The sequence below is a fragment of the Paraburkholderia sp. Ac-20342 genome, from assembly GCF_017104985.1.
Classification (GTDB): Bacteria; Pseudomonadota; Gammaproteobacteria; order Burkholderiales; family Burkholderiaceae; genus Paraburkholderia.
The window spans coordinates 25,931-47,143 of record NZ_JAAGPQ010000034.1; the positions used below are offsets into that span (position 1 = coordinate 25,931).

The 21,213-nt window shown below is 63.8% G+C and carries 19 protein-coding genes; 15 read left to right on the forward strand and 4 right to left on the reverse strand.

Translation table 11 applies throughout. The features are described from left to right. Nucleotides 1-305: 305 nt before the first annotated feature. From pstS to phoR, 7 genes are all read left to right on the forward strand, one after another. Entirely contained in the window at nt 306-1,337 is a 1,032-nt protein-coding gene (gene pstS, locus G3N58_RS15995; RefSeq protein ID WP_167043061.1) for a phosphate ABC transporter substrate-binding protein PstS, read from the forward strand. Nucleotides 1,338-1,512: 175 nt separating this feature from the next. Beyond that, complete coding sequence (gene pstC, locus G3N58_RS16000; protein WP_167043063.1) at nt 1,513-2,514, forward strand: phosphate ABC transporter permease PstC; 1,002 nt, start codon at nt 1,513-1,515, stop codon at nt 2,512-2,514. After that, the gene (gene pstA / locus G3N58_RS16005; protein WP_167043065.1) at nt 2,511-3,407 is read left to right on the forward strand and encodes a phosphate ABC transporter permease PstA; all 897 of its coding nucleotides are present in this window, start codon (nt 2,511-2,513) and stop codon (nt 3,405-3,407) included. The genes pstC and pstA overlap by 4 nt, the downstream gene beginning before the upstream one ends. Before the next feature lie 17 nt (nt 3,408-3,424). Further along, the gene (gene pstB, locus G3N58_RS16010) at nt 3,425-4,273 is read left to right on the forward strand and encodes a phosphate ABC transporter ATP-binding protein PstB (protein ID WP_167043067.1); all 849 of its coding nucleotides are present in this window, start codon (nt 3,425-3,427) and stop codon (nt 4,271-4,273) included. Between the two features lie 28 nt (nt 4,274-4,301). Further along, nucleotides 4,302-5,006 (forward strand): phosphate signaling complex protein PhoU, encoded by a 705-nt coding sequence (phoU, locus tag G3N58_RS16015; RefSeq protein WP_167043069.1) that lies wholly within the window; start codon nt 4,302-4,304, stop codon nt 5,004-5,006. A 26-nt stretch (nt 5,007-5,032) separates the two neighbouring features. Further along, a complete protein-coding gene (phoB, locus tag G3N58_RS16020) occupies nt 5,033-5,734 on the forward strand; it encodes a phosphate regulon transcriptional regulator PhoB (protein WP_008922879.1) in 702 nt (233 codons plus the stop codon). Between the two features lie 66 nt (nt 5,735-5,800). Then, nucleotides 5,801-7,114, forward strand: a complete 1,314-nt coding sequence (gene phoR / locus G3N58_RS16025; protein WP_167043071.1) for a phosphate regulon sensor histidine kinase PhoR — start codon at nt 5,801-5,803, stop codon at nt 7,112-7,114. 117 nt (nt 7,115-7,231) lie between these two features. Here phoR and ppk1 read toward each other — a convergent pair whose 3' ends face one another. After that, entirely contained in the window at nt 7,232-9,295 is a 2,064-nt protein-coding gene (gene ppk1, locus G3N58_RS16030; protein WP_167043073.1) for a polyphosphate kinase 1, read from the reverse strand. 203 nt (nt 9,296-9,498) lie between these two features. Between ppk1 and ppx the strand changes: the two genes are divergently transcribed. Beyond that, the gene (ppx, locus tag G3N58_RS16035) at nt 9,499-11,145 is read left to right on the forward strand and encodes an exopolyphosphatase (RefSeq protein WP_167043075.1); all 1,647 of its coding nucleotides are present in this window, start codon (nt 9,499-9,501) and stop codon (nt 11,143-11,145) included. A gap of 134 nt (nt 11,146-11,279) precedes the next feature. Here the strand turns inward: ppx and G3N58_RS16040 are convergent, their stop codons facing one another. Further along, a complete protein-coding gene (locus tag G3N58_RS16040; RefSeq protein WP_167043077.1) occupies nt 11,280-12,092 on the reverse strand; it encodes a GNAT family N-acyltransferase in 813 nt (270 codons plus the stop codon). 153 nt (nt 12,093-12,245) lie between these two features. Continuing rightward, on the reverse strand, nt 12,246-12,704 hold the full coding sequence (gene sixA, locus G3N58_RS16045; protein ID WP_167043079.1) for a phosphohistidine phosphatase SixA: 459 nt from the start codon (nt 12,702-12,704) through the stop codon (nt 12,246-12,248). 246 nt (nt 12,705-12,950) lie between these two features. Between sixA and G3N58_RS16050 the strand changes: the two genes are divergently transcribed. Genes G3N58_RS16050 through G3N58_RS16080 form a run of 7 tightly spaced genes read left to right on the forward strand, consistent with a single transcriptional unit; the run spans nt 12,951 to nt 19,143 of the window. Beyond that, on the forward strand, nt 12,951-14,048 hold the full coding sequence (locus tag G3N58_RS16050; protein WP_205989415.1) for a mandelate racemase/muconate lactonizing enzyme family protein: 1,098 nt from the start codon (nt 12,951-12,953) through the stop codon (nt 14,046-14,048). Between the two features lie 27 nt (nt 14,049-14,075). Continuing rightward, the gene (locus G3N58_RS16055; RefSeq protein WP_167043083.1) at nt 14,076-14,924 is read left to right on the forward strand and encodes an amidohydrolase family protein; all 849 of its coding nucleotides are present in this window, start codon (nt 14,076-14,078) and stop codon (nt 14,922-14,924) included. Next, nucleotides 14,921-15,325 (forward strand): hypothetical protein, encoded by a 405-nt coding sequence (locus G3N58_RS16060; RefSeq protein WP_205999613.1) that lies wholly within the window; start codon nt 14,921-14,923, stop codon nt 15,323-15,325. The genes G3N58_RS16055 and G3N58_RS16060 overlap by 4 nt, the downstream gene beginning before the upstream one ends. Further along, on the forward strand, nt 15,318-16,121 hold the full coding sequence (locus tag G3N58_RS16065; RefSeq protein WP_205999614.1) for an alpha/beta hydrolase: 804 nt from the start codon (nt 15,318-15,320) through the stop codon (nt 16,119-16,121). The genes G3N58_RS16060 and G3N58_RS16065 overlap by 8 nt, the downstream gene beginning before the upstream one ends. Nucleotides 16,122-16,156: 35 nt before the next feature. Beyond that, entirely contained in the window at nt 16,157-17,443 is a 1,287-nt protein-coding gene (locus G3N58_RS16070; protein ID WP_167283583.1) for an MFS transporter, read from the forward strand. A gap of 32 nt (nt 17,444-17,475) precedes the next feature. Next, nucleotides 17,476-18,330, forward strand: coding sequence for a fumarylacetoacetate hydrolase family protein (locus G3N58_RS16075; RefSeq protein ID WP_205999615.1), 855 nt, complete (start codon nt 17,476-17,478; stop codon nt 18,328-18,330). Between the two features lie 36 nt (nt 18,331-18,366). Then, nucleotides 18,367-19,143, forward strand: coding sequence for a FadR/GntR family transcriptional regulator (locus G3N58_RS16080; protein WP_205999616.1), 777 nt, complete (start codon nt 18,367-18,369; stop codon nt 19,141-19,143). Between the two features lie 143 nt (nt 19,144-19,286). On the opposite strand, the gene G3N58_RS16085 is transcribed toward G3N58_RS16080, so the two are convergent. Further along, nucleotides 19,287-21,038, reverse strand: coding sequence for a phosphodiester glycosidase family protein (locus tag G3N58_RS16085; RefSeq protein ID WP_205999617.1), 1,752 nt, complete (start codon nt 21,036-21,038; stop codon nt 19,287-19,289). Between the last annotated feature and the right edge of the window lie 175 nt (nt 21,039-21,213).

Here is a 21,213-nt window from a genome sequence, read left to right on the forward strand (position 1 = left end):
CCCGGCAAAATCCCCCTCACCTCGCCATCCCGCCAAAAACCAGCACAACCCGCCCGATCAAAAAGCGACCATAAATTCCCCCATCTCACCTCGCGCAAACGTTCGCGCCCCATCTTTTTTCGCCTAATCTACAAGGCGATGCAGCCCGCATCGTCAGAGCGCCGGTTTATCCGTTTCAGCACCTTTCGCACAGTAATATGACTGTCACATCCGTTTCACGGTCAGTCATTGTTTTGTCATAAAGAGACCCTAAGCTTCGCGGTGTTCGTGTTCCACGCTCATACCGCTCACACCTTGGAGGTCTCATGAAATTGATGCAAACCGTGTTCGCTGGCGTCGCTGGCGCGCTCTTCGCTATGGCAGCGCAAGCCGCAGACATCACCGGCGCGGGCAGCACCTTCGCAGCACCGATCTACACGAAGTGGGCCGACGCTTACCAGAAGTCGGGCGGCGGCAAGGTTAACTACCAGGGCATCGGCTCGGCCGGCGGCGTGAAGCAGATCGTCGCGAAGACCGTCGACTTCGCCGGTTCGGACGCTCCGCTGAAGGACGACGAACTCGCGAAAGAAGGCCTGTTCCAGTTCCCGACGGTGGTCGGCGGCGTGGTGCCGGCGGTCAACGTGCCGGGCGTGAAGCCGGGCGAACTGACGCTGTCGGGCGCAGTGCTCGGCGACATCTACCTCGGCAAGGTCAAGAAGTGGAACGACCCGGCGATCGCCGCGCTGAACCCGAAGGTCAAGCTGCCGGATCTGGACATCGCCGTGGTTCGCCGCGCCGACGGTTCGGGCACCAGCTTCATCTGGACGAACTACCTGTCGAAGGTCAACCCGGAATGGAAGTCGAAGGTCGGTGAAGGCACCACGGTCAACTGGCCGACCGGCACGGGCGGCAAGGGCAACGACGGCGTCGCGGCATTCGTGCAGCGTCTGCCGGGCTCGATCGGCTATGTCGAGTGGGCGTACGCGAAGCAGAACCACATGAACTACGTCGCGATGAAGAACGAATCGGGCGCAGTGGTTCAGCCGGAAACCGAAACGTTCAAGGCAGCGGCTGCTGGCGCTGACTGGTCGAAGTCGTTCTACCAGATCCTGACGAACGAGCCGGGCAAGAACGCATGGCCGATCGTCGGCGCGACGTTCGTGCTGCTGCACACGGCGCAGGACAAGCCGGCGCAAGGCACGGAAACGCTGAAGTTCTTCGACTGGGCGTTCAAGAACGGCGGCCAGGCTGCTGACGACCTCGACTATATCTCGCTGCCGCCGTCGGTCGTGTCGGAAATCCGCACGCAGTGGAAGCAGAAGGTGAAGGACGCAGCAGGCAAGCCGATCGCCGACTAAGCGACCGTCCAGCCTTGCCCCGGCGCGGCGGTTTAGCCGCGCCAGAGCCTTACATTGGCCGTCCTCGCGAGAGGACGGCCAATGGCATTAACCCGGCATTCGCCACCGCGTCACCGGCTGCGCCCAGCGTGCGGTCCGGCAACTGGAACAGCTTCAACAGGTCACTCAGGCTCCCATGTCCGATATTCATCTAGCGTCCGGCACGAGCCGGGCCACCCCGCCTGGCAGCGCGTCTCAGCAGAAGGCGCCTGGCCGCTCCGGCGACGTGATCTTCGGCGGCCTGGCTCGGCTGGCCGCCGTCGTTACGCTGCTGTTGCTCGGTGGCATCATCGTTTCGCTGATCATTTCCTCGTTGCCGTCGATCCGGGAATTCGGTCTTTCCTTCCTGTGGACAGCGGTCTGGGATCCACCTAGCAAGCAGTTCGGCGCACTCGTGCCGATCTACGGCACCATCGCCACCTCGCTCATCGCTCTCATCATCGCGGTGCCGGTCAGCTTCGGCATCGCGCTTTTCCTTACCGAACTTTCGCCCGCCTGGCTGCGCCGCCCGCTCGGCATCGCGATCGAGCTGCTCGCCGCGATTCCGTCGATCGTGTACGGCATGTGGGGCCTGCTCGTGTTCGCGCCGATCTTCGCGACGTGGTTCCAGAAACCGCTCGGCGCGGTGCTCGGCGGCATCCCGTTCGTCGGCGCGCTGTTCGCGGGCCCGCCGATCGGCATCGGTATTCTGTGCGCGGGCGTGATTCTCGCGATCATGATCATTCCGTACATCGCCTCGGTCATGCGCGACGTGTTCGAAGTCACGCCGGTGCTGCTCAAGGAGTCGGCGTACGGTATCGGCTGCACGACGTGGGAAGTGATGTGGAAGATCGTGCTGCCGTTCACGAAGACCGGCGTGATCGGCGGCGTGATGCTCGGCCTCGGCCGCGCGCTCGGCGAGACCATGGCGGTCACGTTCGTGATCGGCAACACCAACCTGCTCGACAATATTTCGCTGTTTTCGCCGGGCAACAGCATCACGTCGGCGCTCGCCAACGAGTTCGCGGAAGCGGACCCAGGCCTGCATACGTCGGCGCTGATGGAACTCGGCCTGATCCTGTTCGTGATTACATTCATCGTGCTGTCGATTTCGAAGATCATGTTGCTTCGTCTTGAGAAAGGGGAGGGTGCGAAATGAGCGAGTCCTCTCTGAACATGCCGGGTCTGCGCGACGCGGCAACCCTGGAAGCGATGCGCACGCGTCTGCAAGGACGCCGCCGCGTGAAGAACGCGATTGCGCTGACCTGCTCGCTCGCCGCGATGGCGTTCGGTCTGCTGTGGCTCGTGTGGATTCTGTACACGACGCTGCGCCTCGGTATCGGCGGGCTGTCGATCGAGCTGTTCACGCAGTCGACGCCGCCGCCGAACACCGACGGCGGCGGTCTCGCCAACGCGATCGTCGGCAGCCTGATGCTGGTCGCGCTCGCGACCTTCGTCGGCACGCCGATCGGCATCATGGCCGGCGTCTATCTCGCCGAATACGGCCAGAGGGGCTGGCTCGCGAACGTGACGCGCTTCATCAACGACATCCTGCTGTCGGCGCCGTCGATCGTGATCGGTCTGTTCGTCTACGCGCTCGTCGTCGCAAAGATGGGCCACTTCAGCGGTTGGGCCGGCGTGCTCTCGCTCGCGCTGCTGCAGATTCCGATCGTGATCCGCACGACCGAGAACATGCTGAAGCTCGTGCCGAACGCGATGCGCGAAGCGGCCTTCGCACTCGGCACGCCGAAGTGGAAGATGGTGCTGTCGATCACGCTGAAGGCGTCGATCGCGGGTATCGTGACCGGTGTGCTGCTCGGGGTCGCGCGGATTGCCGGCGAAACCGCGCCGCTGCTCTTCACCGCGCTGTCGAACCAGTTCTTCTCGGTCGATATGAGCCAGCCGGTCGCGAACCTGCCGGTCACGATCTACAAGTTTGCGATGAGCCCGTTCGCGCAGTGGCAATCGCTCGCGTGGGCCGGCGTCTTCCTGATCACGCTCGCGGTGCTCGGACTGAACATCCTCGCGCGCACGATCTTTTCGAACAAGTAATGGGCGGAGTGAATCCGATGAACATGGCAGAAACCCAACTCAATCCGATCGGGCACGTGAGCGCGCCCGCCGGCTCCGACCCCGAACAAAGCGGCCAGGCGCATGCGCCGGCGCGTCCGAAGATCGAGGTCAACGACCTGAACTTCTTCTACGGCAAGTATCACGCGCTGAAGAACATCAATCTGCAGATTCCCGAAGGCAAGGTGACCGCGTTCATCGGTCCGTCGGGCTGCGGCAAGTCCACGCTGCTGCGCACCTTCAACAAGATGTACGCGCTCTATCCGGAGCAGCGCGCCGAAGGCGAAATCCTGATGGACGGCGAAAACCTGCTGACCACGCGCCGCGATATCTCGCTGCTGCGCGCGCGCATCGGCATGGTGTTCCAGAAGCCGACGCCGTTCCCGATGTCGATCTACGACAACATCGCGTTCGGCGTGAAGATGTTCGAAACGCTGTCGCGCTCGGAAATGGACGACCGCGTCGAATGGGCGCTCACGAAGGCGGCGCTGTGGAACGAAGTGAAGGACAAGCTCGGCCAGAGCGGCTACGGTCTGTCGGGCGGCCAGCAGCAGCGTCTGTGCATCGCGCGCGGCATCGCGATCCGCCCCGAGGTGCTGCTGCTCGACGAGCCGTGCTCGGCGCTCGACCCGATCTCGACGGGCCGCATCGAAGAGCTGATCGCGGAGTTGAAGAGCGACTACACGGTCGTGATCGTCACGCACAACATGCAGCAGGCGGCCCGCTGTTCGGACTACACTGCCTACATGTACCTTGGTGAACTGATCGAATTCGGCGACACCGAAAAGATCTTCATCAAGCCGGTCCGCAAGGAAACCGAGGACTACATCACGGGCCGCTTCGGCTAATCAGCCGGGCAATACAACGGAGTACGACATGTCCGATAAACATCTGTCCAGCCAGTTCGATGCCGATCTGAACCTCGTTTCGTCGAAGGTGCTCGAAATGGGCGGTCTCGTCGAATCGCAGATCGTCAACGCGATGCAGGCGCTCAACGAATTCGACCTCGACATCGCCGAGCAGGTGATCGCCGCCGAAGACCGTCTGAACAGGATGGAAGTCGAGATCGACGAGGAGTGCAGCAACATCATCGCGCGCCGCCAGCCGGCCGCGCGCGACCTGCGCCTCCTGATCGCGATCTCGAAGACCATCACGAACCTCGAGCGCGCCGGCGACGAGGCCGAGAAGATCGCGAAGCGCACCAAGCGCCTGATGGAAGACGGCGCGTCGCGCACGATCAACATCGCCGAGATCAAGCTTTCGGGCGAGATGGCCGTGTCGATCCTGCGCCGCGCGCTCGACGCGTTCGCGCGTCTCGATACGGTTGCCGCCGCGCAGATCGTGCGCGACGACAAGGCGATCGACGAGGAATTCCGCGCCTTCGTGCGCAAGCTGATTTCCTACATGACCGAAGATCCGCGTTCGATCTCGGTGGGCCTCGACTTCCTGTTCATCGCCAAGGCGATCGAGCGGATCGGCGACCACGCGAAGAACATCGCCGAATTCATCATTTACATCGTGAAGGGCACCGACGTGCGGCATCAGTCGCGCGATACGCTCGAACGCGAAGCACTCAGCTAATCCAGAGATAAGGAACAGAGGTGCCGATGCCCAGCAGCATTCTCGTCATTGAAGATGAGCCAGCCATTTCCGAACTGATTTCGGTCAATCTTCAACACGCCGGACATTGCCCGATTCGCGCGTACAACGCGGAGCAGGCGCACAACCTGATCAGCGACGTACTGCCCGACCTCGTGCTGCTCGACTGGATGTTGCCGGGTAAATCGGGAATTTCGTTCGCACGCGACCTGCGCAACAACGAGCGCACGAAGCATATCCCGATCATCATGCTGACCGCGCGCGGCGACGAGCAGGACAAGGTGCTCGGCCTCGAGATCGGCGCGGACGACTACGTGACGAAGCCGTTTTCGCCGAAGGAACTGATGGCGCGCATCAAGGCGGTGCTGCGCCGCCGCGCGCCGCAGCTGACCGAAGACGTGGTTGCGATCAACGGCCTCAAGCTCGATCCGGCTACGCATCGCGTCGCCGCCCACGCGGAAGGCAGCGAGATCAAGCTCGATCTCGGCCCGACCGAATTCCGCCTGCTGCACTTCTTCATGACCCACCCGGAGCGCGTGCACAGCCGCACGCAACTGCTCGATCAGGTCTGGGGCGACCACGTGTTCGTCGAGGAACGCACCGTCGACGTGCATATCAAGCGCCTGCGCGCGGCTCTCAAGCCCGCCGGTTGCGATGCTATGATTGAAACCGTACGCGGCAGCGGCTACCGGCTGGCGAAGAGCGCCTGATAGCCGCGGCGGTGCGCGGCGCCGCCACTCCCTCCTGCGCCGTATTTTCTCTTCGATCGCTAGACCATGAACATCATCTGGGCGCGCTCCATCGTGTCGGTCGTGCTGCTGGCTGTTCTGTGCGCGGTGGTCGGCGCACTGGTGAACGTCAAGGCGGGCCTCGCTCTCGCGATCATCCTGCTGCTCGCGCAGAGCATCTTCAGTACTTTCCACAAGCAGCGCCTGTGGCGTCTGCTCGACGCGCCGGTGTACGGCGAAGTGCCGAGCGCTCCCGGCATCTGGGGCGAAATCTACTATCGTCTGCACAAGCTCGCGAAGCGCTGGCACGCCCAGGTGCGCCAGGTCGAGCAGCAGCATTCGCGTTTCATCCAGGCGATCCAGGCCTCGCCGAACGGCGTCGCGATGCTCGACGATCACGATCAGATCGAATGGTGCAACGCGATTTCCGAAAGCCACTTCGGGCTCGACGCGAAGCGCGATCTGCGCCAGCACATCACGCATCTGGTGCGTCATCCGGATTTCGTGCACTACCTCAATTCGCATCGTTACGAGGAAATGCTGATCATGCGCGGCATGGGCGAAAAGCGCCAGAACGTGCTGTCGGTGCAGGTGTTTCCGTACGGCGACAACCGCAAGCTCGTGCTCTCGCAGGACATCACCGAGCTCGAACGCACCGACGCGATGCGGCGCGACTTCGTCGCCAACGTCTCGCATGAACTGAAGACGCCGCTCACGGTGCTGTCCGGTTTTCTCGAAACGATGCGCGAGCTGCCGCTCGGCGAGGCCGAACGCGCGCGCTATCTCGAGCTGATGGAGCAGCAGGCGTCACGTATGCGCCATATCGTCAACGATCTGCTCGTGCTCGCGAAGCTCGAGGGCGACAACAAGTCGCCGAGCGATCACATGATCGACATGCGCGCGGTGTTGCGGCATCTGCGGGACGATGCGGACAGTCTGTCGAGCGACCATCACCGCATCGTCTTCGAGGTCGACGAAGAGCTGACCGTCACCGGCGTCGAAACCGAGCTGTTCAGCGCGCTCGGCAATCTCGTGACGAATGCGATCCGCTATACGCCGGACGGCGGCACGATCAAGGTGAACTGGCGCTCGGTGGGCGGCCATGCGGTGTTCTCGGTCACGGACAGCGGTCTCGGCATTCCGGCCGCCGATATTCCGCGGATCACCGAGCGCTTCTATCGCGTCGATCGCAGCCGCTCGCGCGACACCGGCGGCACGGGCCTCGGTCTCGCGATCGTCAAGCACGTGTTGCAGCGCCACGATGCGCAGCTCGACGTGAAGAGCGAGGAAGGGCGCGGCAGCACGTTCACGGTGCGCTTTCCGGTGTATCGCACGGCACGCTGCCAGGCGGCGCCGGTTTGAGTGCGGCAGCGGCCATGAAATAAAAAAACCGCCTTCTTCAGGCGGTTTTTTTATTTGCGCTTCGTCGGCTTCATCGAGGCGCGCGCCATTGTCGCGCACACCTCGAAAACACAACGGCTATGCGCAGAACTTCGCGAGCAGACTCATCTGCGCATTGCGCGACGACTTGCCCGGCCGGCGCCGGCGATAGTGTCCGTCGCTTTGCATGAGCCACGCGGACTGGTTGTCGCCGAGAAACGCCGACAGCCCTTCCGCGATCACGCGCCGCTTCAGGCGCCGGTTATTGACCGGGAACGCGACTTCGACGCGGCGGAACAGGTTGCGATCCATCCAGTCGGCGCTCGACAGATAGACCTGCTCCTTGCCGTCGTCGTAGAAGTAGTAGGTGCGATGGTGTTCGAGGAAGCGCCCGACGATCGAGCGCACCGTGATGTTCTCCGAAAGTCCCGCCACGCCGGGCTGCAGCGAGCATACGCCGCGCACGATCAGATCGATCTTCACGCCGGCCTGCGACGCCTCGTACAGCTCGGCGATCACGGTCGGCTCCAGCAGCGCGTTCATCTTCGCGACGATGCGCGCCTTCTTGCCGGCGCGCGCATGCTCGGCTTCCTTGCGGATCGACTCGACGAGCTTCGGGTGCAGCGTGAACGGCGATTGCCACAGCTCGTGCAGCTTCAGTTCGCCGCCGATGCCGGTCAGTTGCTGGAACACGTGGTGCACGTCCTCGCAGATTTTCTGATCGGCGGTCATCAGACCGAAGTCGGTATAAAGACGCGCGGTGCGCGGATGATAGTTGCCAGTGCCGAGGTGCACGTAGCGCTTGAGCGTGGTCTTGCCGCCCGACGACACGCGCCGCACGATCAGCATCATCTTCGCGTGGCACTTGTGGCCGACCACGCCGTAGACCACGTGCGCGCCGACCGCTTCGAGCTGCGAGGCCCAGTTGATATTGGTTTCCTCGTCGAAGCGCGCGAGCAGCTCGACCACCACGGTGACTTCCTTGCCGTTGCGCGCGGCCTGCATCAGCGCGTCCATCAGCGGCGAGTCGGTGCCGGTGCGGTAGATGGTCTGCTTGATCGCGACCACGTTCGGGTCCTTGGCGGCCTGCAGCAGCAGTTCCAGCACGGGCTGGAAGCTCTCGTACGGGTGATGCAGCAGCACGTCGCCCTGATCGATCACGTCGAACATGCTGGCGCTGTTGGCGATCTGCGTCGGCGTCGACGGAATATGCGGTACGAACTTCAGATCGGGCCGGTCGACCATCTCGGGCAACTGCATGAGCCGCACCAGATTGACCGGGCCGTTCGCGTAGTAGCAGTCCTTGTTCGACAGGCCGCTTTCGTCGAGCAGGCGCCGCACGACGTGCGCCGGCGTTTCGGCCGACACTTCGAGGCGCACCGCGTTGCCGAGATGCCGCGCCGGCAGTTCGCCCTGCAGCGCGACGCGCAGGTTGGTGATTTCGTCCTCGTCGACGAACAGTTCGCTGTTGCGCGTGATGCGGAACTGGTTGCAGCTGCGCACGACGAGACTCGGAAACAGCTCGCCGACGAAGCGCTGCAACAGCGAGCTCAGCAGCACGAAGCCATGCGGATAGCCCGACAGTTCCTGCGGCATGCGCACGAGCCGCGGCAGCGCGCGCGGCGCCTGCACGATGCCCATCATCGCCTGGCGGCCGAAGGCGTCCTTGCCTTCGAGTTCGACGACGAAGTTCAGGCTCTTGTTGAGCACGCGCGGAAACGGATGCGCCGGGTCGAGGCCGATCGGCGTGAGCACCGGCAGCAGTTCGTCGAAGAAGTAGTTGCGCGCCCATTCGGTCTGCGCGTCGCTCCAGGCTTCGGTGCCGTGAAAATAGATGCCTTCCTGTTCGAGCGCGGGCAGCACCGTGTCGTGCAGCATCGTGTACTGGCGATGCACGAGCTTCTGCGCCCGCTCGACCACGAGGCCGTACACGTGCTGCAGCGACATGCCGTCGGGCGACAGCGCGCCGGGGTTGTCGCGGATCTGCTCCTGGAGCCCGGCCATGCGGACTTCGAAGAATTCGTCGAGATTGCTGCTGGTGATGCAGATGAAGCGCAGGCGTTCGAGCAGGGGGACGGCGGGGTCGGCGGCTTGCGCCAGTACACGCTCGTTGAAACCCAGAATGCCCAGTTCGCGATTCAATAAGGGATAGCGGATGGACATCGGCAGCGGAAGTGGAATGTCTGGAATGGAGGCGGAAAGACGCTCGGAAATTCGCACAGTTTAATGACGCCCTTATGACATTCTTGCTATTTTGAGATTTTATGCCGTAATCGGCGTCTGTCGTCAATATGACGCACGGCTTGTGCGACCATTCCAGTCTCCCTGCGCTCAGAGGTGACATTGTGAGGCCCGGTACGCTTAGAATGGCGTCTTTGAACAGCGCGGCCGGCCGCGACGCGCAACGTGCGCCGAAAACGCCGGGCCGGCGCGCGGTGCTGCCGGCATCCACGCCCGGCGCCGCAGCCGCCGCGCTAGCGCGCATGGAGTCCGCTTACCCGATGGCCAATACCCCTCAACTCCTCGCTGCGGTCGATCTCGGTTCGAACAGCTTCCGGCTGATCGTGGGCCGGGTCGAGGAAACCGACGCGGGCAGCCAGATCTATCAGGTCGATGCATTGCGCGAGCCGGTGCGCCTCGCGGCCGGCCTGTCGAGCGACAAGATGCTCGACCGTGCCTCGCAGGTGCGCGGCTGGGACGCGCTGAAGCGTTTCGGCGAGCGTCTGCGCGACTTTCATCCCGACCACGTGCGCGCGGTCGCGACCAATACGCTGCGCATCGCGAAGAACGCCGGCGAATTTCTCGGCGAGGCGCAGGCCGCGCTCGGTTTTCCGATCGAAGTGATCGCGGGGCGCGAGGAAGCGCGCCTGATTTACGCGGGCGCCGCGCATTCGGTGCCGGCGAGCGCGGGCCAGCGGCTCGTCGTCGACATCGGCGGCGGCTCGACGGAATTCATCATCGGCTCGCACTACACGCCGATCAAGATGGAGAGCCTGTATATCGGCTGCGTGAGCCATAGCCGCGCATTTTTCCCGGCCGGCAACGTCGACGAATACACGATGCGCCAGGCCGAACTCGCGGCGCGCCGCGAAATCCAGATCATTTCCGCCGAGTACAAGAAGACCGGCTGGGAGCAGGCGATCGGCTCGTCGGGCACGGCGCGCGCGCTCGCCGAACTGGTCGAGGCGAACGGCTTCAACGATGCGGGCGTCACGCACGGCATTTCGCGCGGCGGCCTGGAGAAGCTCAAGCGCGCGCTGATCAAGGCCGAGAACGTGAACCGCCTGAAGCTCGTCGCGCTGAAGGGCGACCGCATACCGGTGCTCGCGGGCGGGCTGTCGATCATGATCGCGGTGTTCGACGAACTCGGCGTCGATTACGTCGACACCACCGACGGCGCATTGCGCCTCGGCGTCATGTACGACCTGCTCGGCCGCTCGCAGCACGAAGACATGCGCACGGTCACGGTGGAGGGCTTCATGCGCCGCTACGGCGTCGATCGCGCGCAGGCGGGGCGCATCGGCGATCTGTCGATGAGCTTCTACGACCAGTTCACCGAGCCCGACGAAGAGCGCCGCGCGGAAAACCGCATGTTCATCGGCTGGGCGGCGTCGCTGCACGAGATCGGGCTCTCCATTTCGCATAGCGCCTATCACAAGCATTCGGCCTATATCGCGAGCAATGCCGACATGCCGGGTTTCTCGCGTACCGATCAGGCGCGCCTCGCGGCGCTCGTGCTCGGTCATGCGGGCAAGCTCGGCAAGCTCTCGCAGGCGCGCGACGTCGAATGGCCGCTGCTGTTCTGCCTGCGGCTCGCGGCGCTGCTGTGCCGCCGCCGCGCGGACGTCGGCCTGCCGTGGATCTCGGTGGCGCAGGCCAACGGCGGTTACGAGGTGCGCTTGCCGAACGAATGGGTCGTCAACAATCCGCTGACCGATTACAGCCTGATTCAGGAAGCGGCGGAGTGGGAGAAGGTTGGGATTCCGTATCGTGTGGTTTATACGGAAGATTGATGGGCATGCGAGGCCGCGCGTCATGTCGCGGCTTCATGTCCTTGCCTTCGAGCGTTTCGTTTCAGTTCGCGCATGAATGAAAAAAGCCCGGCATTTGCCGGGCTTTTTGTTTGCGGCGCGCTCACACTGCCTGCTCAGCGCGGCAGCGCGTCGCCGAGGAAGTGGCGGGCATAGCGCGCATTGATGTCGGACAGACGGAACAGCGTCAGGAAGTCCGCGGTGTTGAAGTCGGGGTCCCATGCCGGTGCGCCGCAAATCTTCGCGCCAAGACGCAGATAACCCTTCACGAGCGGCGGCGGGGCCACGACGGCGCCCGTCTGCAGATCGTCGACCGGCAGCGGCGTATGCGGGAACGCGCGATATTCCGGCGCGGTCAGCGCATTGTCGCGCAGCGAGCAGTACAGGTTGGCCGCATAGTGGCCGCCGTCGACCATCGCGACGCTCGCGCAGCCGAGCATCGTCTCGTAGCCGTTGTGCTTCATGTACGCGGCGAGACCGGCCCACAGCGACATGATGACCGAGCCGCTGCGATAGTCGGGGTGCACGCACGAGCGGCCCACTTCGACCATCTTCGCGCGCAGGTGCGTGAGACGCGACACGTCGAATTCGCTTTCCGCATACAGGCGGCCGATGCGCGCGGCCTGGTGCGGCGGCAACGCGCGATACGTGCCGACCACCTTCAGCGTGTCGAGATCGCGCACGAGCAGATGATCGCAGTACGAATCGAATGCATCGACATCGAGGCCCGTGGGGCCGGACAGGCGCGCGCCCATTTCGTCGGCGAACACGCGGTAGCGCAGATGCTGTGCCTCGCGCAATTCTTCGTCGGTACGCGCCCACGACACTTCCAATCGATGCTGGGCGGTGACCGTTTCCTCGGCGCGCGGCAAACGGCGCGATTCGAGGAGCGAAGCGAAGGGCAAGGTGGGCGTCGGCAGTTCTCGCATTGGCGGTCCTGATCGAAAAGAGTGTGAAATTCTTTTTTCGCCAATGTAGTAACGCCGGGTGACGCTTGCATGAAAAACCGGTGACGATTGGATGACTGCCCGTAAGCCGCTCGCGTGCGCTTCCCGATGTTTGGGTGTCCGGAGGAAGCCGCGTCAGACCAGCTCGGGACTGATCGCGGCCCGCAGGACGGCCTGTTCCGCGCCGTCGCGCTCGCGGCTCGCGATCCACCAGACGCCGGCTTTTTTCAGCGGCCAGCTCGCGGGGCTATTGCCGAGCAATTGCGCGGCGACGTGGCCGAGCGTCGGCTGGTGTCCCACGATTACAACAGTCTGCGCGATGCCGTCGGGCCAGCCGGCGGCGTCGAGCACTTCGCGCGCGCTCGCGTTCGGCGCGAGTTCGCGCACTACGCGGTACTGGTCGCTGAGGGTCTCGGCGGTCTGGATCGTGCGTATCGCCGGGCTCGCGAGCACCACGGAGTCCTCGGGCAGGCGGGCGCGCAGCCATTTGGCGACGCCTTGCGCCTGCTTGCGGCCGCGTGTCGTGAGCGCGCGGGCGAGATCGCTGGCGGCGACATCTTCGGCTTCGGCGTGACGCCAGAGGATCAGGTCCATGTATGTCTCCTTGAGGGGCGCGCGACGGTGGCGGGGCAGCGGCGGTGCCGGATGCGGACACTGTCGCATGTGTGGATGACGGTTTGCAAGACGAGGGGGCCTGGCGGAAAGGGGCTCCCGTTCGCGATCCTGGAAACATTGCTTGCGCATTGCCGCGATGATGCTTAGACTTAATCTGTAAGGCAGCTTGGCAGCAAGTCAAAATATGGCCGGGTGTCAGGCGGCGGCATAGATCGAGGAGACGCGATGAAGATTGCTTCGGTGGAGACGACCATCGTTCGCCTGCCGTTTTCGCACGGCGGTTCGCCCACGGGCTTTGGCGGGACGGTCTGGGGCACGATCGACGTGCTGCTCGTCGAGATTCGCACGGACGATGGCCTGAGCGGCTGGGGCGAAGCGTTCGGCTTCAACGTCGATCCGTCCACGCAGGCCGCGATCGATCAGATGATTACGCCGCTCATCATCGGCGCCGATCCGGCCGAGCTCGACGCGATCTGCGAGATGCTGGAGAAAAAACTCCATCTGTTCGGCCGCAATGGTCCGGTTACGTACGGCATATCGGGTATCAACATCGCGTTGTGGGATCTGGCCGCGAAGGTGGCGGGCCAGCCGCTCTACAAGCTGCTCAACCCCGCCGCCGAAGTCCCGGCCCTGCCTGCCTATGCGAGCCTGCTGCGCTACGGCAACCCGCGGGACGTGGCCCACAATTGCTCGCGTGCATTGGGTGACGGCTATCGTTCGCTCAAGCTTCATGAGATCGAGCCTGCCAACATCGAGGCGGCTCGCAGCGCCGCGGGGGAGGCCACGCGCCTGATGGTCGACTGCAATTGCGCCTGGACGCTGGACGCCGCTCGCGAGATCGCCGGGTCCTTGCGCGCATGCAACCTGTACTGGCTCGAAGAGCCGATCTGGCCGCCCGAAGACCGGGCGTCGCTCGCGGTGCTGCGCGAAGACGGCGCCGCGCCGATCGCGGCCGGCGAGAACGTGGCAAACGTCCACGGTTTCGCCGATCTGCTCGACGCGCGCGCGCTCGACTTCGTGCAGCCGAGTGTCATCAAGTGCGGGGGCGTCAGCGAGATGCTGAAGATTTTCGCGCTCGCGGATCGGGCCAAGGTGCGCATCGCGCCGCATTCGCCGTATTTCGGACCGGGCTTTCTCGCCACGCTGCATCTGATCGCGGCGTCCGGACACGACGACGTGCCATTCGAGCGGCTGTATGTGGACCTTCCCGAGAATCTCTATGGCGACTGGATTCATCCAGTCGACGGCATGCTGCGCGTTCCCCAGAATCCCGGGCTCGGAGTCGATCCCGATCCCGCTGTCATCGCAAGATTTCGCAGCTGATCGTTTTCTTCACGTAAGGACTGCTTGATGGCTATCATCGATTTCCGGGCTCGCCCGCCCACGCCCGAATACCTGCGCGCGCTGGAGCTGCCGCTCACGCAAACCGTGATGCGCAAGCTCGGCTCGCCGCAGCCGCAACCGCGCACGATCGACGAATGGATGCAGGACCTGACGCGGCTCGATGTCGAGCGCGTCGTATTCGCCGGCCGCCAATCGAGCGGCACGAGCGCCAATGACGTCACGAACGAATACGTCGCCGAAGTCATGCACGGCTATCCCGATCGCGTGGTGGGGCTGGCGGGCATCGATCCTCTGCTCGGCATGCGCTCGGTGCGCGAAGTGCGGCGCGCGGTCGAAGAACTCGGCTTGAAAGGCGTCGCGCTCGATCCGTACGGCGGCCGCATCGCCGCGAATGATCGGCGGCTCTACCCGATCTACGCGAAATGCGCGGAACTCGGCGTGCCGGTCGTGATAACGAGCGGTCCGCTGCCGTTCGCCGGCCCGCGGCTCGAACACGGCAGCGTCCTGCCGATCGACGACGTGGCCTGCGATTTCCCCGAACTCACGATCGTCATCGACCATTCCGGCTGGCCCTGGGTCACCGAAACGATCGCGCTCGCGTTCCGGCACGAGAACGTCTATGTCGATACTTCGTTCTACTTTCATCTGCCGGGCTGCGCGCAGTTCGCCGAGGCCGCCAACACCTGCATTCCCGATCGCATCCTGTTCGCGAGCGGCTTTCCGGTCGTGCCGATTCCGACCGCGCTCGAACGCGTACGCATGCACCCGTTCTCGCCCGACGCACTCGAAGGCGTGCTGTACCGAAACGCGGATCGCCTCTTGCGCAAACTCGGCATCGTGGGAGATTCAAAGTGAGCGCAATGATCGTACTGAGTGACACCGTCGGCAGCGAGCCGTTCTGGCAGCGGGTCGTGGCCGCCGCCAATGTGGACGATGACTTCCGCCAGCGCGGCGCGCATCTGCGCGAGCTGGCGTTCGGCTTCGAGGTGGGCGGTCGCCGTATCGGCCTGCGTATCGAGCGCGGCAGCCTCGCGCTTGTCGAGCCGGGTGCGCTCGCGTTCGTCGTAGCGGGTCCCGCTGACGAATGGGCGCGGCTCGTCGCCGGCGAGAAGCCCTACGGCGCGGCCATCAACGTCGTGCACGGCCAACTCCGGGTCAGCGGCGACGCCCTGGCCGCGACGTGGGCCAATCGTCCGCTCTGGCAGCTGTTCCGGTTGACACGGCACCTGGTTGCCTCTGGAGATTCCCATGACTGAAATCGTCGGACGCTACGTCGATGTGGACGGCGTGCGCACGTACTACGAAAGTGCGGGCAGCGGTAAGCCGATCCTGCTCATGCATACCGCGGGACGCGAGAACCGCCAATGGCAAGGCGTGATGCAGCGCCTCGCGCCGGAGTTTCATTGCGTCGCGCCGGACTTGCCGGGGCACGGCAAAAGCTGGCCGCTCGCAGGCAACGTCTGCCTCAGCGATATCGAGTCGATCCAGGCCTGGCTATGGCGTTTCGCGCAGACGCTGGGGCTCGAACGCCCGGCGGTGATGGGATGCTCGATCGGCGGCAACCTCGCGCTACTGCTGGGCGCTCGCCATCCGGAGGTGCGGGCGGTGATCGCCTTGCAGGGCGCCGCGCATACGCCGACTTTCACCGACGGCGCGCTCGAGATGATGACGCACCCGCAGGTGAACCTGATGCACGCGAATCTCGACTTCTCGATGAGTCTCGTGGGCTCCGCCGCATCGGACGAGGCGCGTGCGTTTTCCGAATGGGGCGTGCTGTCGATCATCCCGGTTGCCCAGCAAGGCGACCTTCGCGCCTACGCACATTGCGATTCCAGGGCGCTGCTGGAAAACGTTCGGTGTCCTGTGCTGATCGCGCGCGGTACCGAAGACTGGCTCGTATCGCAGGACATGGTCGAGGCGGCGCGCGACGGCCTGACCCAGGCGCCGCGCGTCGAGCTGCGCGCATTGCCCGGTCTTGGACATTTCCCGCATCTCGAAGACGCGGAGCTCGTTGCCGGCATGGCGGGCGAGTTCCTGCGCGAGATCGGCTGACGACACGACAACACACATAGAAAACGGAGACCTGCATGTTACGCCGATGGATCATCCTGTTGCCGATCATGATGGTGACATTCCTGATCGCCTTTCTCGATCGCACCAATATCAGCTTCGCCATCCCGACCATGGGGCCGGAGCTCGGGCTCACGGCCAGCGTGCTCGGCTTCTCGTCGGGCGTGCTGTTTCTCGGTTACGCGATTACGCAGGCCGCCGGCGGCTGGCTGGCCGACCGGGGCCACGCGAGATCGCTGGTGGCGGTGCTGATGGTCGCATGGGGCATCGTTGCCATTGCGCAGGGCTTCGTGACCAGTGCCACCCAGCTCGTGATCGTGCGCTTTCTGCTCGGTCTCGCGGAAGGGGGCATTTTTCCGACCTTCCTCGTGATCGTGCGCGCCTGGTTCAATGAACGGGAGCGCGCTCGCGCAAACGGCATCTGGCAGTTGTGCTATCCGATTTCAGCGGCGGTCAGCGGGCCGATGGCCGGCCTGATTCTGCAACACGGAAGCTGGAAAACGCTCTTTATCGTCGAAGGCATTCTTCCGCTGGTGTGGGCGGCCGTCTGGCTGTGGGGCATGGCGGAAAAGCCCGCCGCCGCGAAGTGGCTGAGCGATCAGGATCGCGCCGCGCTCCTGAAGCATCTCGCTGCCTCGGATTTGGCGTCCAGCGCGGCCGCCCGTCAGGAAGCGACGCGCGAGGTCGTGTTCGAGCAGTTGCGCTCGCCCGCCGTGATCCTGATCTTCTTCGTGTTGCTGTTCTGGAACATCGGTTTTCTCGGCTTCGTGATCTGGCTGCCGAGCGTCATCAAGCAATACGCGTCCTCACTCGATTCTGTCGCCCTGGGCTGGTATAGCTCGCTGCCGTTCGCGGTTTCTGTCATTTCCTTAGTCATCCTGTCGAATCTCGCCGATCGGGCCGTGAGCCGGCGCGGCTATGCCGTGTGGCCGCTGGTCGTCTCGGCGCTGGCGCTGATCGTGGGCGCGGCCACCTATGGGAACGTGTCCTTCGGTATCGCGATGCTGCTGCTGACGATCGCCGCATGCGGCATCTATGGCGTGTATCCGGTCGTCTGGTCGATCGCCACCGATGCGGTGCCGCCCGGCGTGACCGGCATCGTGATGGGGATCGTCAACATCGGCGGCGTGCTTGGCGCCTTCGCCGGACCGTATCTCGTCGGTTACGCACGCTCGGTATCGCCGTCGTTCGCATCGGGACTCGTGCTGATGGGGGTGTGCCTCGTGGTCGCCGCCGTTTGCACCTGGTTCGCGAGCGCGCCGGACAGCTTGCGACAGGCCAATGCGGTCCGGCACTCCGCCTGATCCCTTTCAACATCGAACGGACTGATACCCGCATGAAGCTCGCAAGTTTTCGCGTCGATGGACGCGCGTCCTATGGCGTCGTCGAGGAAGACCGGATTATCGACGTGGCGCCGATTTCCTCCGAGGTCGGCGCGACGCTCAGGCACGCGCTTGCGCTTGGGCGTTTGCCGGACATCGCCCGTTGGGCGCTTGAGTCCACGGAGCATTTGCCGCTCGACCAGGTAGACATGCTGCCGGTCATTTCCGATCCCGGCAAGATTCTGTGTGTCGGCATCAACTACCATGCACATGTGAAGGAAACGGGCCGCGCGCTGCCGTCGCATCCGATGATCTTCACGCGCTTCGCCGATTCCCAATGCGGCCATCTCGGCGCGCTCGTGTGTCCGCCCGAGTCCACGCAACTGGATTTCGAAGGCGAGCTGGCCGTGGTGATCGGCCGCGAGGCACATCGCGTGCCGTCTGCACATGCACTCGAATACGTCGCGGGATATGCGTGCTACAACGACGGGAGCATTCGTGACTGGCAACGTCATACGACGCAATTCACGCCCGGCAAGAATTTTCCGTCGACGGGCGCATTCGGCCCCTGGCTCGTCACCGCCGACGAGATTCCGGACCCCTCGAATCTCGCGTTGACTACCCGTCTGAACGGCACGGTCATGCAGCGCGCGAACACGAGCGACCTGATCTTCGGCATTGCGGAGCTCATCGAGTATTGCTCGTCGTTCACGCCGCTACGACCCGGCGACGTCATCATCACGGGCACGCCCGGTGGTGTCGGCGCGTTTCGCGAGCCGCCTGTCTGGTTGAAGAAGGGCGATTCGATAGAGATCGAAATTTCCCAGATCGGCACTCTCGTCAATACCGTCGCGAACCATCCATGTTAACTGACGTCTTGCGCGCATCGTCATATCGCGCTTCCTGTGCCGCGCTTCATCGCGAGGGATTGCATGTGCAACGCGCCCGGCAGATTGGGGTCATCCGTGTCTAATGCGCCGTCCTTTGCCGGATCGATCGAAAAGATCGGCCGCCGTCGTGCCGTCGACGAGGTGCGCGAGCGGCTTATCGCCAGCATTCAGTCCGGGGAGTTGGGCATCAACGAGCGGCTGCCGTCGGAAAACGAGTTGGCGCGGCTCTTCGGCGTGAGCCGGCCAGTCATCCGTGAAGCGCTCGTGAGTCTGGACGCGATGGGCCTGACCGTTGCCAGAAGCGGGTCCGGTACTTTCGTCGTGGCCACGGAGGTCAAACCTGAACTCGTATTCGGCGGCTACGCGCCGGCGCATCTGAATCAGGTGAGGCGCTACGTCGAGATTCCATCGGCCGAGGAAGCGGCACGGTGTTGCAGCAAGGCGCAGCTTGACGAAATCGCATCGATTCTCGACCGGCTGGAGAGCGAAGACGACGCCGCGAGCCGTAACAAGCTGGACGCCGATTTTCATGTGGCGATTGCCCGGGCCACCGGTAATCCGCTGCTTGCCAAGATCATCGGAAACTTGCGCACCATGGTCGAAGAAGAAGCCTTCACGGCGGCCCGTCTTCCGCAACGGCGCTCGCAGGCGCATAGCGAGCACCGCGCCATCTATGCGGCAATTGCCGCGAGAGACCCCGCGCTCGCGAGGGCGGCCATGACCGCGCATATGGATTCGATCGATCAATCGATCGCCGATCTCGAGGAGAGTCCGCGCAAGCAGCGTGGTTGAGTTGGGTGGGCGGGTACCGTCGTTTGAAAAAGCCGTGGCGTGTTGCATCATGATGCGGATGCGTCGACACGCGTTACCGTCGCTCGCCCGAGCCGCGCTCGCCCGCACGGCTAGTGAGCGGAGCGGGCGAGCGCGAACAGCGATTACTGGGTCAACACCAGTGACGAGATGACCTTTCGTTGGGTCGGCGTTGCCGGCGAGTTATCCGACGGATGAGCGACGTCGGCCCCGTTGACGATCATGGCGCTGGACCCGCCGCCATCCAGATTGATGGCCTTGCTGGCGCCAAGCCATTGCATGACGTTTGCCGTTTCCTGGATGGTCGTCCCGATGGACAGTCCGGGTTGGCGCCCATCTATTTCCACGAGAAGAATGGTGCCGTCGGGTGTCGTGCCGATCATCGTTCGCGGGTTGCGAGCCATGAACCAGCCCCAGTACCAACTGCCGGTGCGATCGAGGTTGCCGAAAGTGGGCGAGAATCCCTCGGCCACGGCGGATTGCTGGACCGTTGCGGCGGGCAGCAGGGTAGGACCTGCCGCTGCCAGCGACGTACCTTGAGCCAGCGTCATCGGTCCCGCGTTGGACTGCACGTTTTGCGTCACGTTGAGCGAGGCGCCGTTGGCCGCATTCTGTTGCAGCCATGCCGCGCTTGTGCCGAGCCCTTGAAGAACGTAGCCACCCGGCGGAGGCGGCGCTCCCAGAACGGTACTTCCGGAAACCACGGCGCCCTTGCTATCGACCAGTACCTCATAGGTTGCTCCCGAGTAGCCGGGGTCGACGTTAGTGGCCGATGTCAGGCCGCCGTTGTAGTTGCCGTCATACAGCACGAGGTCGTTGTAGTTCGTGCACGGATAATCCATCGCGGGCCCCGCGTTAGGCAATGCGCCCGGACTGCCGCAGTTGTAGACCTGTCCGAGAATGGAGCGGTTCTCTCCAAGGATCGACGCACTGGCCCCTTGACTGCTGGTGACCGTCGCCGTCGTCGACACGTTTTGCAGGAACGAGACCGACGGCGAGCCGTTGACCTGTGCGAACGAGACAGCCGGTTGACCGTTCACCGCCATGCCTTCGAGTTTCCCATTGGAGACGAGGGTGCTTGCCGTTCCGCCGGTCGCGAGCGCGGTTGCCGAACCGTATCCGGAGTTAATGGCGGCAAATGCGCCCATTCGCGCGGCCGTGGACTGAGGCGTTTCGAGACCCGCGGGGCCGATCATGCCGCCGGTGTCCGCCTGGTTGCCGCCTGCAATGACGTTCTGCAGATTGCCCTTGAAGGTGGGCGCGATGGCAAGGACATTGACGAGCCACGGGCCGGTCGACGAGGCATTGCCGTCGAGGCCGGTGTTGCGCACTTTGAGCGTATAGGCGTTGTTCGTCTGCTGCGCGATGGTCGTCGCGGCGGTCTGCGCGGCCGCTTGCGTAGGATACTGGCCCACGGAAACGTTGAATCCGAGTGGCGAACCGTCTGGGCCTGTACCCGCCGAGTCATAACGCACCTGATAGCCGGCCGTCGCCAGTGCGGCGGCGGCAGGGGCCGCTGCGGACTGCGTTTTCGCGAACTGAACGGTAATCGTCCAGAAATCGCTGCTCGCTGTTTGACCGCGCGTTATCTGATAGTAAGTGACTCCCGTTTTCAACGGCGTGGTGGTGCGCGCTTCCTGCTGTCCCGAAGGGCCGAGCGGTATTTCCGAGGCCGGCAATTGCCACGTTGCGACCGGAGCGGGAGTCGGCGCCGGCGTCGGCGTTTGCGTAGTACTGCCAGGATTGTCATCGCTGCTGCCGCATCCGGACAGCAAGACCGGGACGAGGACGATGACAGCGAGAGCCGTGGCGCGTAGGGGAAACGCGGGTCCCTGCAGCTTCTGAGCGTTTCCTGGCGGCATTTTCATTTTTTCCATGGGTATATCCAAAGGCGGTAAGTACAGCGGGGGTCACGAGAAGGGAAAGACAGACGGACGAGCGGTGCATGACGTTGGTGCATCATGTTTTAGTATGTTCGAGTCTCACACAAACATGTGACGCGCTCGTGTACTTCTTACCTCGCCCGACAGAGACAACCGCGATCACCTGTAA

Bases quoted from the DNA above. Each gene is read 5' to 3' on its own strand.
- pstS (WP_167043061.1), top strand. From the start codon at position 306: ATGAAATTGATGCAAACCGTGTTCGCTGGCGTCGCTGGCGCGCTCTTC.
- pstC (WP_167043063.1), top strand. From the start codon at position 1,513: ATGTCCGATATTCATCTAGCGTCCGGCACGAGCCGGGCCACCCCGCCT.
- pstA (WP_167043065.1), top strand. From the start codon at position 2,511: ATGAGCGAGTCCTCTCTGAACATGCCGGGTCTGCGCGACGCGGCAACC.
- pstB (WP_167043067.1), top strand. From the start codon at position 3,425: ATGAACATGGCAGAAACCCAACTCAATCCGATCGGGCACGTGAGCGCG.
- phoU (WP_167043069.1), top strand. From the start codon at position 4,302: ATGTCCGATAAACATCTGTCCAGCCAGTTCGATGCCGATCTGAACCTC.
- phoB (WP_008922879.1), top strand. From the start codon at position 5,033: ATGCCCAGCAGCATTCTCGTCATTGAAGATGAGCCAGCCATTTCCGAA.
- phoR (WP_167043071.1), top strand. From the start codon at position 5,801: ATGAACATCATCTGGGCGCGCTCCATCGTGTCGGTCGTGCTGCTGGCT.
- ppk1 (WP_167043073.1), bottom strand. From the start codon at position 9,295: ATGTCCATCCGCTATCCCTTATTGAATCGCGAACTGGGCATTCTGGGT.
- ppx (WP_167043075.1), top strand. From the start codon at position 9,499: ATGGCGTCTTTGAACAGCGCGGCCGGCCGCGACGCGCAACGTGCGCCG.
- G3N58_RS16040 (WP_167043077.1), bottom strand. From the start codon at position 12,092: ATGCGAGAACTGCCGACGCCCACCTTGCCCTTCGCTTCGCTCCTCGAA.
- sixA (WP_167043079.1), bottom strand. From the start codon at position 12,704: ATGGACCTGATCCTCTGGCGTCACGCCGAAGCCGAAGATGTCGCCGCC.
- G3N58_RS16050 (WP_205989415.1), top strand. From the start codon at position 12,951: ATGAAGATTGCTTCGGTGGAGACGACCATCGTTCGCCTGCCGTTTTCG.
- G3N58_RS16055 (WP_167043083.1), top strand. From the start codon at position 14,076: ATGGCTATCATCGATTTCCGGGCTCGCCCGCCCACGCCCGAATACCTG.
- G3N58_RS16065 (WP_205999614.1), top strand. From the start codon at position 15,318: ATGACTGAAATCGTCGGACGCTACGTCGATGTGGACGGCGTGCGCACG.
- G3N58_RS16070 (WP_167283583.1), top strand. From the start codon at position 16,157: ATGTTACGCCGATGGATCATCCTGTTGCCGATCATGATGGTGACATTC.
- G3N58_RS16075 (WP_205999615.1), top strand. From the start codon at position 17,476: ATGAAGCTCGCAAGTTTTCGCGTCGATGGACGCGCGTCCTATGGCGTC.
- G3N58_RS16085 (WP_205999617.1), bottom strand. From the start codon at position 21,038: ATGGAAAAAATGAAAATGCCGCCAGGAAACGCTCAGAAGCTGCAGGGA.